The sequence below is a fragment of the Bacillus sp. Brlt_9 genome, from assembly GCF_051948935.1.
In the GTDB taxonomy this organism is placed as follows: domain Bacteria; phylum Bacillota; class Bacilli; order Bacillales; family Bacillaceae_G; genus Bacillus_A.
The window spans coordinates 121,930-134,779 of record NZ_JAYJLO010000007.1; the positions used below are offsets into that span (position 1 = coordinate 121,930).

The window sequence follows — 12,850 nt, forward strand, 5'->3', positions numbered from 1 at the left end:
TTATGAGAAAGGTTTATAGTAGTGCTGGAGGTGGTGTGAATGCTTGCTGGAAAACAGTTGCTATTAGAAGAACTCTCTTCAGATTTACGGAGAGAATTAAGTGATATGGAAAAGAAGGGAGAAGTTGTATGTGTACAAGGCGTAACAAAGAAGGCTTCTAAATATATATGTCAGCGCTGCGGAAATATAGAGCAGCGGCTATTCGCGTCATTTTTATGTAAAAGATGCCGTAAAAGATGCGCGTATTGCCGGAAGTGCATCACGATGGGGAGAGTTAGTGAATGTACTGTGCTCGTTCGTGGTATTCAGGAAAGAAAGGAAGAAAGAGAGTTAAATCCGTTGCAGTGGAAAGGGATTTTGTCTACTGGTCAGGAGTTGGCGGCGCAAGGTGTTATAGAAGCTATTAAGCAGAAAGAATCTTTTTTTATTTGGGCTGTATGCGGGGCTGGAAAAACAGAAATGTTATTTTACGGTATTGCAGAGGCACTTCAAAAAGGAGAAAGAGTTTGTATCGCAACGCCAAGAACAGACGTTGTACTGGAATTAGCACCGAGATTACAAGAAGTGTTTCCTAATATAAATGTAGCTGCTTTATACGGAGGGAGTGCAGATCGTGAAAAAGATGCAGCGTTAGTCGTTGCAACGACGCATCAATTGTTACGTTATTATAGAGCGTTTCACGTCATGATTGTAGATGAGATTGATGCCTTCCCGTATCATGCAGATCAAATGTTACAGTATGCGGTGCAACAAGCGATGAAAGAGAAAGCGGCGCGTATTTATTTAACAGCAACTCCTGATGAAAAGTGGAAGCGTAATTTCAGAAAGGGGAAACAAAAAGGTATCATTGTCTCAGGACGATACCATCGTCATCCGTTACCAGTTCCTCTATTTAGCTGGTGCGGAAATTGGAAGAAAAGCCTTCATCATAAAAAAATTCCTCGAGTTTTACTACAATGGTTAAAAATGTACGTAAGCAAAAAACATCCTATTTTTTTATTTGTTCCTCATGTGCGATATATAGAAGAAATAAGTCAGTTATTGAAAGGATTGGATAATAGAATCGATGGTGTACATGCAGAAGATTCGATGAGAAAAGAAAAAGTAGCAGCGTTCAGAAAGGGAGAAATTCCGTTATTAGTTACAACGACAATTTTAGAAAGGGGAGTAACTGTGAAGAACTTACAAGTGGCGGTGCTAGGGGCAGAAGAAGAAATTTTTTCAGAGAGCGCGCTCGTACAAATTGCAGGCCGAGCGGGTCGTAGTTTTGAAGAGCCATATGGCGAGGTTATGTATTTTCATTACGGTAAGACAGAGTCGATGGTACGCGCGAAAAAACACATTCAAAGTATGAACAAACGTGCGAAGGAACAAGGGTTGATCGATTAATGCATTGTTTGCTTTGTGATGAGTATATGTTGGAAACAGTTAGTTGGTACACCTTCTTTGTAAAGTCCTATAAACAATATGTATGTAATAGATGTGAGCGGAAACTTTCCTATATTATAGGGGAGATTTGCATAGAGTGTGGGCGACCTTTAGAGGACTTGTCTGCCGAATATAAAGAAAATGATATTTGTGTGGATTGCGTAAGGTGGATAAATGAGGAGAAGTATCGTCCTTTTAAAAATCGTTCTTTGCATGTGTACGATGATGAGATGAAAGAAATAGTAGCACAGTTTAAGTTTCGAGGAGATGCGGAGTTAGTTCGTATTTTTCATCAATCCTTTCGAGAGCTATTTCAAAAGTATTTTACGAACGTTTCAACTGTTATTGCTGTTCCGCTTAGTAGGGAACGGGAATATGAACGTGGTTTTAATCAGGCAGAGTTATTAGCAACTTGTTTACCTGTCAACATTTCGTATCCATCATTAAGCAGAAGGGAAACAGAAAAGCAAAGTAAGAAGACGCGTAAAGAAAGGCTGTCGGGAAGTAATCCTTTTTATTTTCGGGGAGAAGAGATGTTTCATGGTCAACACATTTTACTCGTGGATGATGTATACACGACAGGAATTACAGTGAGACAAATTGGAAGTCTTTTATACGATAGAGGAGCAAGAGAAGTTTCTAGTTTGACGCTCTGTAGAAGTTAATCTGTAACTGTCGAAAGAGATAATAAAAAGAAGATAAGTCTTCTTTGACTTCGTAAGTTGTCATTCGTTATAGTCAAATTATGGGGCAAATGCCCTGATTTTTAGAGTGAAGGGAATGGAATGAGCATGCAAGGAAGAGTGAAATGGTTCAATGCAGAAAAGGGATTTGGGTTTATTGAGCGTGAAGACGGTGATGATGTGTTTGTTCATTTTTCTGCGATTCAACAAGATGGTTATAAGTCATTAGAAGAAGGTCAACAAGTTAAGTTTGACATTGTAGATGGAGCACGTGGACCACAAGCAGCTAATGTTGTAAAACTGTAGGAATATTGGCTTTTGGGAAGAGAAAGCTGCGTGTGTGACAACGTTATATATATGGTAGAACCTCTTGTTTTTTGCAAGGGGTTTTTGTTATGAATGGAGTTGTCAAAAAGTTGTTTCTTTTCTGTAACGAATTGTCCACAGTTATATTCGTTATTCACGATGTTAATAGGATAAAATAAAGATAGAAACGATGCATCTTTTCATTTCAACAAAAAACGATAAAAAAATCGCAATTCCACTAATTTTTTTAAAAAAGTTAGAAGGAGTTTTTAAGCCAGTGTCGAAATTATAGTACATAGGCTTGAAAGGAGGAATTCATCTATGAAATTCAACATTCGTGGTGAAAATATTGAAGTAACTCCAGCATTAAAGGAATATGTAGAGAAAAAACTAGGTAAGTTAGAGCGTTATTTTGATACATTCCCAGAGATTAAAGTTAATTTAAAAGTATACTCTGACAAGCAACGTGTCGAGGTAACAATTCCATTTACTGATTTATTACTTCGTGCAGAAGAAACTAATAGCGATATGTACGCTGCTATCGATTTAGTAGTTGATAAACTTGAGCGACAAATTCGTAAACATAAAACAAAAGTAAATCGTAAGTTACGTGAGAAAGGTTCTGTGAAAACGAACTTTATCCTTCCAGAAGCAGTAGCTGTTCTGGATGAGGTAGAAGAGGATGAACTAGAACTTGTACGTACAAAACGATTCGATTTAAAACCGATGGACGTTGAAGAAGCAATCCTACAAATGGATATGCTAGGACATAATTTCTTCGTCTTTACAAATGCTGATACAAATGAAACTAACGTTGTATATGGCCGTAAAGATGGGAAATATGGTTTAATCGAAACTAAATAATAATTCAAAAGCGCAGCCGAAATGGCTGCGCTTTTTTTGCTGAAAATAGATTTCTACAAAAAGTTTTCTTAATTTAGAACGAGACATTCGGCCGATTGTTGTCATAGTTATAAGACAAGTGTTACAATTATCATTAGGTATATACATTTTAGTTTTTTTAATTAGGAGAAAAATTGGCATAACATACATTTGATTTTTATAACGACTGATTGTAATAGAGAAAAAGAAAAAACAATCGGAAGTTTTATTTTAATAAAAAGAGGAGCGTATTTCCTATGATCGGTATTTTAAAAAAGGTGTTTGATGTAAATCAACGCCAAATTAAACGTATGCAGAAGACAGTTGAGCAAATTGATGCATTAGAGTCATCTATTAAGCCATTAACTGATGAACAATTAAAAGGGAAGACGCTTGAATTTAAAGAACGTCTAACAAAAGGTGAAACAGTAGATGATCTACTACCTGAAGCTTTTGCGGTTGTTCGTGAAGCTGCGACTCGTGTTCTTGGAATGCGTCCGTATGGCGTACAGTTAATGGGTGGTATTGCCTTACATGAAGGAAATATCTCTGAGATGAAAACGGGTGAAGGTAAAACGTTAACATCTACATTACCTGTATATTTAAATGCTTTAACAGGAAAAGGTGTTCACGTTGTTACAGTCAATGAATACTTAGCACAACGTGATGCGAGCGAAATGGGACAACTTCATGAGTTCCTAGGCTTAACAGTAGGAATTAACTTAAACAGTATGTCACGCGAAGAAAAACAAGAAGCTTATGCTGCTGATATTACGTATAGCACAAATAATGAGCTTGGATTCGATTACTTACGTGACAACATGGTTTTATATAAAGAGCAGTGCGTTCAACGCCCACTTCACTTTGCTATTATCGATGAGGTCGATTCTATCTTAGTCGATGAAGCGCGTACGCCGCTTATTATTTCTGGACAAGCTCAAAAATCAACAGAGCTATACATGTTTGCAAATGCATTCGTTCGTACGTTAGAAAATGAAAAAGAATACTCATTTGATGTGAAGACGAAAAATGTAATGTTAACAGAAGATGGTATTACGAAAGCCGAGAAAGCTTTCCACATTGAAAACTTATTCGATTTAAAACATGTAGCACTTCTTCACCATATTAATCAGGCACTTCGTGCGCACGTTGTTATGCACCGTGATACAGATTATGTTGTACAAGAAGGCGAAATCGTAATTGTAGACCAATTTACTGGTCGTCTTATGAAAGGTCGTCGTTATAGCGAAGGTTTACACCAAGCTATCGAGGCAAAAGAAGGCGTAGAAATCCAAAATGAAAGTATGACGCTTGCGACAATTACATTCCAGAACTACTTCCGTATGTACGAAAAGTTATCTGGTATGACTGGTACAGCGAAAACAGAGGAAGAGGAATTCCGTAACATTTATAATATGAACGTTATCGTAATTCCAACAAACAAACCGATTGTTCGTGATGACCGTGCTGATTTAATCTTCAAATCAATGGAAGGTAAATTTAATGCTGTTGTTGAGGATATTGTAAATCGTCATAAACAAGGACAACCTGTTCTTGTTGGTACAGTTGCGATTGAAACGTCAGAGCTTATTTCAAAAATGTTAACGCGTAAAGGCGTACGTCATAACATCTTAAATGCGAAAAACCATGCGCGTGAAGCAGATATCATTGCAGAAGCTGGTATTAAAGGTGCTGTAACGATTGCGACGAACATGGCGGGTCGTGGTACGGATATTAAGCTTGGAGACGATATTAAAAACATTGGTTTAGCAGTTATCGGTACAGAGCGTCACGAAAGTCGTCGTATTGATAATCAGTTACGTGGTCGTGCTGGTCGTCAAGGAGACCCTGGTGTTACACAGTTCTACTTATCAATGGAAGATGAACTAATGCGCCGCTTCGGTTCTGACAATATGAAAGCGATGATGGATCGTCTTGGTATGGATGATTCTCAGCCAATCGAAAGTAAAATGGTTTCTCGTGCAGTAGAGTCTGCGCAAAAACGTGTAGAAGGAAATAACTATGATGCACGTAAGCAGTTACTACAATACGATGATGTACTTCGTCAGCAACGTGAAGTTATTTACAAACAGCGTCAAGAGGTAATGGAGTCTGAGAACTTACGCGGCATTATTGAAGGTATGATGAAATCTACAGTAGAGCGTGCGGTTGCACTTCATACACAAGAGGAAATCGAAGAAGATTGGAACATTAAAGGTCTTGTTGACTACTTAAATACAAACCTTCTGCAAGAAGGAGATGTAAAAGAAGAAGAATTACGTCGCCTTGTTCCAGAGGAAATGAGCGAGCCAATTATCGCGAAATTAATAGAGCGTTACAACGACAAAGAAAAGCTTATGCCAGAAGAGCAAATGCGTGAGTTCGAAAAAGTTGTTGTATTCCGTGTTGTAGATACGAAATGGACAGAGCATATTGATGCGATGGATCACCTTCGTGAAGGTATTCATTTACGTGCTTACGGTCAAATTGATCCACTTCGTGAGTATCAAATGGAAGGATTCGCAATGTTCGAATCAATGATTGCTTCTATTGAAGAAGAAATTTCTCGTTACATTATGAAAGCTGAAATTGAACAAAACCTAGAGCGTCAAGAAGTTGTTCAAGGTGAAGCTGTTCACCCATCTAGCGATGGCGAAGAAGCGAAGAAAAAGCCAGTTGTAAAAGGTGACCAAGTGGGCCGCAATGATGTATGTAAATGTGGTAGTGGTAAAAAATATAAAAACTGCTGTGGTATTGGGAAGTAATATAGGGCGGTAGCCTAGGCTACTTTGCAAACTTTTACATCAAAAATGTATAATTAAGAAGGATTAAACTCTCTCCGTCATAAGTGGAGAGAGTTTCCCTTGTTTTCATAAGAAAGTAACAGCAATTACATAGAGGTGAAGGAAATGGAATTAGTAGAAATTAGACAGGAATTAGAAAAAATGGCTAAGAGATTAGCGGCTTTTAGGGGGTCTCTTTGACCTTCCTACTAAGGAGAAACAAATTGCAGAATTAGAAGAGAAAATGATGGGCGCAGGATTTTGGGATGACCAACAAGGCGCGCAAGCTGTAATTAACGAAGCGAATGCACTGAAAGATATGGTTGGAAAGTTCCGTCAGTTAGATGAGACATTCGAAAATTTAGAAATCACGCATGAGCTTTTAAAAGAAGAGTATGATGAAGATTTACATGAGGAGCTTGAATCAGAAGTAAAAGGCTTAATTCAAGAAATGAATGAGTATGAACTTCAGTTACTACTAAGCGATCCTTATGATAAAAATAACGCGATTTTAGAACTACACCCAGGTGCTGGTGGAACAGAGTCACAAGACTGGGGTTCTATGTTATTACGTATGTACACACGTTGGGCTGAAAAACGTGGATTTAAAGTAGAAACGGTTGACTATTTACCAGGTGATGAAGCTGGTATTAAGAGTGTTACTTTATTAATTAAAGGTCATAACGCTTATGGTTATTTAAAGGCAGAGAAAGGTGTACATCGTCTAGTGCGTATTTCACCATTCGATTCTTCAGGTCGCCGTCATACATCGTTTGTATCTTGTGAAGTTGTTCCTGAGTTCAATGATGAAGTTGAAATCGAAATACGTTCAGAAGACTTAAAAATTGATACGTACCGTGCAAGTGGTGCAGGTGGACAGCATATTAATACGACAGACTCAGCAGTTCGTATTACACATACACCGACAAACACAGTTGTAACATGTCAATCAGAGCGTTCACAAATTAAAAACCGTGAGCATGCGATGAAGATGTTAAAAGCGAAATTATATCAAAAGAAATTAGAAGAGCAACAAGCGGAGTTAGATGAAATTCGCGGTGAGCAAAAAGAAATCGGATGGGGTAGCCAAATTCGTTCTTACGTATTCCACCCGTATTCTCTTGTGAAAGACCACCGTACAAACACAGAGGTTGGTAACGTGCAGGCGGTAATGGATGGAGAAATTGATCCATTTATCGATGCTTACTTACGTTCTCGCATCTAATAAACTAAGTGAAAAAAAGCCAACAAAATTGTTGGCACATGTTGAGGATATAGAGGATATAAAGAGTGTTATTTTATCTATATAGATGAAGTACAGAGGAAGAGAAGTTGGAAACGACAACTTCTCTTTTTGATGGGATTATATGTAGCATACAATGTTGTATATTGTTTTGTAAAAAGTAGAGAATAGTAAAACAGAGCGGCAATAGAGTAAGACTTTATACAGAACTTTTTTAATTTCCCGTTCAAAAAGGATACTTTATAGAAGTTTTTATGTTGTTCACAGAATTGAAACAACTTATAAAAGCTTTATATTATTAGGGTTTTCGCTGTATTTTTGAAGAATATGAAATATACCTTAGTTTTTCTATATAAAGATAATGCTTATAATGAAAATGAGTGTGTGTTAGGAATGAAAAGAATATCAACAATGGGGAGCGATAGAAGTGAAAAAGAAATTGTTGGCTATTGCGCTAGGGACATCAGTCGTTTTTGCTTTAGGAGCATGTGGAAATAAAGAAGAGAGTAAGCCTTCAAAACAATCTGCAAGCACAGATAGCGCAGAGCAAATTTATCAAAAAAGTTGTATAGGCTGTCACGCGAAAGATTTATCAGGAGCAACTGGACCGGATTTACGAAAAGTAGGACAGAAGTATGATGCAGCAGAGATCGAAAAGATTATTGAAAAAGGTCGCGGTTCTATGTCACCAGGAATTATTCAAGGTGAGGATGCGAAAAAAGTAGCTGAGTGGTTAGCTGACCATAAATAAAAAAGGTGAAATGGACGAGTTGATTATAGAGTCTTATCCAAAAAGGATTTTTGGTAAGAACTATGACAACTCGTTTCCTTTTTTTGGTGTGTAACATAACTGTAACAAAAATGTATCCGAACTGGAAACCGTTTGATGTTACAATGGGGTTTGTAGAATTTTGCTGAAATATATTACATAGTAGTATTACTTATAAAAAAATTGTAAGTAGACTACCTTCAACAAGAGTGGTTAAGTGAGAATAAAGTTTTTATTTTCAGATGTACAGAAAAGTATTTCGAAAAAAATCATTAAGTATTGGGTGATAAATAATGATAAAAATGACGAATGTTTATAAGGAGTACCCGAATGGTATGAAAGCCATTGCTGGTCTCACAGTTAACATTAAACAAGGTGAGTTTGTATACGTAGTTGGACCGAGTGGAGCCGGGAAATCTACATTTATTAAAATGATGTATCGTGAAGAGAAGCCATCTACAGGATCAATTAATGTAAATGGACTTGTTATCGAAACATTAGCAGAAAGAGATGTTCCATATTTCCGTCGTCAATTAGGCGTAATTTTCCAAGATTTTAAATTGTTACCTAAGTTAACGGTATATGAGAATGTTGCGTTTGCCTTAGAGGTAATTGAAGAAGAAAAAGAAGCAATTCTTGAGCGTGTAACAGAAGTTTTAGGTCTTGTAGGTCTTGAAGATCGTGCAGATGCACTTCCAAGCGAACTTTCAGGCGGAGAGCAGCAACGTGTTGCGATTGCGAGAGCAATTGTTAATAGACCAAAGGTTGTAATTGCCGATGAGCCAACAGGTAACTTAGATATTGAAACAGCTCTTGATATTATGAAGATTTTCACGCGCATTAATGAGCGTGGTACAACGATCGTTATGGCGACACATAACGCAGATATCGTAAATACAATCCGTCATCGTGTAATCGCGATTGAAGGCGGAAAAATTGTTCGAGATGAGATTGAGGGAGGATACGGATATGAAGGCTAAGACCCTTAGTCGACATTTGCGAGAAGGTGTAAAGAATCTATCACGTAACGGATGGATGACGTTTGCTTCTGTTAGTGCAGTAACAGTTACATTATTACTTGTAGGTGTCTTCTTAACAGCGATTATGAATATGAACCATTTTGCAACGAAAGTAGAGCAGGATGTAGAGATTCGTGTACACATTGATCCAGCAGCAAAAGAAGCTGATCAAAAGAAATTAGAAGATGATATGAGTAAGATTGCAAAAGTAGAATCTATTAACTATTCTTCTAAAGAAGAAGAGTTAAAACGTTTAATTAAAAGCTTAGGCGATAGCGGAAAAACGTTTGAGTTATTTGAACAAGATAACCCACTTAAAAACGTATTCGTTGTAAAAGCAAAAGAACCAACAGATACAGCGGCAATCGCGAAAAAGATTGAAAAAATGCAGTTTGTAAGTAATGTTCAGTACGGAAAAGGGCAAGTTGAACGATTATTTGATACTGTAAAAACTGGTCGTAACATCGGGATTGTGTTAATTGCTGGTCTTTTATTCACAGCAATGTTCTTAATCTCTAATACAATTAAAATTACGATTTATGCTCGTAGTACAGAAATCGAAATTATGAAACTTGTAGGTGCGACAAACTGGTTTATTCGTTGGCCGTTCTTATTAGAGGGATTATTCTTAGGAGTATTAGGATCAATTATTCCAATTGGCTTGATTCTAGTCACGTATAATTCACTACAAAGTGTGTTTAACGAAAAACTTGGCGGAACAATTTTCGAACTTCTACCATACAGCCCATTTGTATTCCAATTAGCTGGTTTACTAGTGTTAATCGGGGCTTTAATCGGTATGTGGGGAAGTGTAATGTCAATTCGTCGCTTCTTAAAAGTATAAAAAGTTGCAAACATAATTCGTACAAGCTTATCATATAGTAGAAATAGGTAAAGGCATCACACACTGTGTGATGCCTTTTGCTACACCACCTGTGTGTTTTGGAAAGGGGAATTCCGCATTGAAACGTAGAGTTGCAATTATTGGAATGGTTGTTGCATTTTTAATTGGTGCTGGCGGAATGTTTGCAGGTATGTCTTTATTTGGGGTTAACCCATCAGAAGTAACGCAAACAATTTCGAGTGGAAACGCTAGCACTGCGCAAGGGAATTTGGCAAAAATTAATGAGGCGTATGCACTAATTGATTCACGTTATGTGGAAGACGTGAAGGATGAAAAATTAGTCGAAGGTGCAATACAAGGAATGTTGTCTACGCTGAAGGACCCTTATTCCACGTATATGGATAAAGAAACGGCTAAACAGTTTAGTGAATCACTCGATCCCGAGCTAGAGGGGATTGGGGCTGAGGTGAACAAGACGGACGGTAAGCTTATTATCGTATCTCCAATTAAAGGCTCACCGGCAGAAAAGATTGGAATTAAACCGAATGACCAAATTTTATCTGTAGATGGAAATAGTGTGAAAGATTTATCACGTGAAGAAGCAGTATTAAAGATTCGTGGTAAAAAAGGAACGACTGTTGCGATTGAAATTAAGCGTGCAGGAGTAGCTGATCCGATTGTGTTTAAAATTAAACGTGAAAAAATTCCGATTTTCACAGTGTTTAGCTCTGTGAAACAAGAGAGCGGAAAAGATATCGGTTATATGCAAATCACTTCCTTTGCTGAAAATACAGCGAAAGAATTTAAGGATCAGTTAAAAGAGTTAGAGAAGAAAAACATAAAAGGCTTAGTTATTGACGTACGTGGTAATCCTGGTGGCTACTTAAATAGTGTAGAAGAGATACTAGGGGAAATTATGACGGATAAAAAGCCGATGCTACAAGTAGAAGAGCGAAATGGTGAGAAGAAGAAGTTCTCTACGGAACTGAAACAAAGAAAGCCATATCCAATTTCAGTATTAATTGATAACGGAAGTGCTTCTGCTTCAGAGATTTTAGCGGGTGCGCTAAAAGAGGGAGAAGGATATGATTTAGTTGGTGAAAAAACGTTTGGTAAAGGAACTGTTCAGCAAGCCGTTCCATTTAAAGATGGCAGCAACATCAAATTAACGATGTTTAAATGGTTAACGCCGGATGGAAACTGGATTCATAAAAAAGGAATCGCGCCAACAGTAGAAGTGAAGCAACCAGATTATTATCATGCAACACCAATTCAAATTGAAAAGACACTTTCATACAATTCAAATGATGTACAAGTAAAACACGCGCAAGAAATGCTTAAGAGTTTAGGATATGTAACAGGACGTGAAGATGGATACTTTAGTAAAGAGACAGAATCAGCGCTGAAAGCATTCCAAAATGCGAATAAAATGGATGCGACAGGACAGCTTGATAAAAAGACAGCTGAAGCGATTCAAACGAAAATTATTGAAAAAATCCGTTCTGGAGAAAATGATCTACAATTACAGTCAGCATTAAAATTAATAGCGAAATAAAAAGAAATACAGGCAGTTTTCTGCCTGTATTTTTTTGTGTTAAACAAACGTTTGTCCAGTTATGATAATATAAAAAGAAAGAATGATATAAATGGTGGTGAATGGGTTCGTGGAGGCATGGATTTTTGAAATAATGCGGGCGGTTGGACGTTTTTTCTTACACCCTGCTGTCTATGTATTTTTAATAAGTAGTATCTTCGTCGGATACTTGCGTATGTTACGAGAAAGAAAGGACTTTTCCTTTAAAGTTTATGATATTTTGTTTGAACTGCGAACATCCTTATTTGCGGGAGTTAAATACGGATTAATCGTATCTATTATTACAATTGGCTTTGGACTTGTTGTTTCCAAAGCGAGTTTATGGGTCATCTTACTTTGGACGCTTCTATTTGGATTAACTGCTATGTATCGATATTTATCAGCGGCTTATACGTTTAGTATCGCAATTGTATGTGTTCTATTATCTTCTAAGCTACCAGTTTCCTTCTTACAGCTTGGAGAAGGTGAAGAGAGTACGATTGTATCTCTTGCTATTTTGCTAGGCGTCATGCTCGTTGTAGAGGGCTTATTGATTTCTAAAAATGCAGTAGGATATTCGACGCCGAAGATGAGAAAGGGTAAGCGGGGGTTAAAGGTTGGTTTACACGAATCAAAGCGTTTATGGATCGTTCCTATTTTTATTCTTGTACCAGGTGACGCGGTAACGCAGTTTATTTCATGGTGGCCTGTCGTTTCAATCGGTTCAGATACATATTCTCTATTCCTCGTTCCATTTTTAATTGGATTTATGAGAAGGATTAGAAGTTATGAACCGACGGAAGCTTTATTATTTACAGGAAGACGTGTATACGGATTAGCAGGAATTGTGCTAGTTTTAGGAATCGCAAGTTATTGGTGGCACGTACTTGCAATTATCGCGATGGGAGCCGCAATGCTTGGACGTTTCACAATTTCTATGCAAGAGAAAATCGCGGATGAAACAAGACCAGCGTACTTCGCTGCACGTAATGATGGACTCGTTGTATTAGATACAATCCCGAATACAATTGGGGCAGAGCTGAATTTACTACCTGGAGAAATTATTACGAAAGTAAATGGAGTCATTCCAAGAAGTGCTGAAGAATTTTATGATGCGCTTCAAACGAAGACGACAGGAGCATTTTGTAAATTAGAAGTATTAGATACAAATGGAGAGCTTCGCCTCGCTCAAACGGCATTATACGCCGGAGGACATCACGAATTAGGTATTGTGTTTGTTCAGCAGGAGCATGAGTGGGATTCGGAAGCTATGTAACAATAAAATGAAAGAAGAGGCTGTATAACTACAATGTTATACAG

The 12,850-nt window shown here is 37.5% G+C and carries 11 protein-coding genes; all 11 read left to right on the top strand.

Going from position 1 to position 12,850, the window contains the following annotated elements; genetic code table 11:
- The first annotated feature begins 39 nt into the window (after positions 1 to 39).
- Positions 40 to 1,389 (top strand): ATP-dependent helicase ComFA, encoded by a 1,350-nt coding sequence (comFA, locus tag VF726_RS23835; protein ID WP_440172705.1) that lies wholly within the window; start codon positions 40 to 42, stop codon positions 1,387 to 1,389.
- Complete coding sequence (locus VF726_RS23840) at positions 1,389 to 2,093, top strand: ComF family protein (RefSeq protein WP_440172707.1); 705 nt, start codon at positions 1,389 to 1,391, stop codon at positions 2,091 to 2,093. Before comFA ends, VF726_RS23840 begins: the two co-directional genes overlap by 1 nt.
- Positions 2,094 to 2,219: 126 nt before the next feature.
- The gene (gene cspC / locus VF726_RS23845; RefSeq protein WP_044439520.1) at positions 2,220 to 2,417 is read left to right on the top strand and encodes a cold shock protein CspC; all 198 of its coding nucleotides are present in this window, start codon (positions 2,220 to 2,222) and stop codon (positions 2,415 to 2,417) included.
- A 321-nt stretch (positions 2,418 to 2,738) separates the two neighbouring features.
- A complete protein-coding gene (gene hpf / locus VF726_RS23850; RefSeq protein ID WP_098669928.1) occupies positions 2,739 to 3,281 on the top strand; it encodes a ribosome hibernation-promoting factor, HPF/YfiA family in 543 nt (180 codons plus the stop codon).
- 275 nt (positions 3,282 to 3,556) lie between these two features.
- Positions 3,557 to 6,064, top strand: coding sequence for a preprotein translocase subunit SecA (gene secA / locus VF726_RS23855; protein ID WP_440172710.1), 2,508 nt, complete (start codon positions 3,557 to 3,559; stop codon positions 6,062 to 6,064).
- Between the two features lie 144 nt (positions 6,065 to 6,208).
- Positions 6,209 to 7,307 (top strand): peptide chain release factor 2 gene (prfB, locus tag VF726_RS23860; RefSeq protein WP_097840497.1). Its coding sequence is split into 2 segments (ribosomal slippage): positions 6,209 to 6,280 and positions 6,282 to 7,307, totalling 1,098 coding nucleotides; the frame shifts between segments, so codons are not numbered across the junction.
- A gap of 445 nt (positions 7,308 to 7,752) precedes the next feature.
- Positions 7,753 to 8,076, top strand: a complete 324-nt coding sequence (cccB, locus tag VF726_RS23865; RefSeq protein WP_087959294.1) for a cytochrome c551 — start codon at positions 7,753 to 7,755, stop codon at positions 8,074 to 8,076.
- Between the two features lie 311 nt (positions 8,077 to 8,387).
- On the top strand, positions 8,388 to 9,074 hold the full coding sequence (gene ftsE, locus VF726_RS23870; RefSeq protein ID WP_000594323.1) for a cell division ATP-binding protein FtsE: 687 nt from the start codon (positions 8,388 to 8,390) through the stop codon (positions 9,072 to 9,074).
- Positions 9,064 to 9,957 carry a permease-like cell division protein FtsX gene (ftsX, locus tag VF726_RS23875; protein WP_440172713.1) on the top strand — a complete coding sequence of 298 codons (894 nt, stop codon included), beginning with the start codon at positions 9,064 to 9,066 and terminating at the stop codon, positions 9,955 to 9,957. Before ftsE ends, ftsX begins: the two co-directional genes overlap by 11 nt.
- Before the next feature lie 118 nt (positions 9,958 to 10,075).
- Positions 10,076 to 11,512, top strand: a complete 1,437-nt coding sequence (locus VF726_RS23880) for a S41 family peptidase (RefSeq protein WP_440172715.1) — start codon at positions 10,076 to 10,078, stop codon at positions 11,510 to 11,512.
- A 91-nt stretch (positions 11,513 to 11,603) separates the two neighbouring features.
- Positions 11,604 to 12,806, top strand: coding sequence for a PDZ domain-containing protein (locus VF726_RS23885; RefSeq protein ID WP_440172717.1), 1,203 nt, complete (start codon positions 11,604 to 11,606; stop codon positions 12,804 to 12,806).
- Positions 12,807 to 12,850 lie beyond the last annotated feature (44 nt).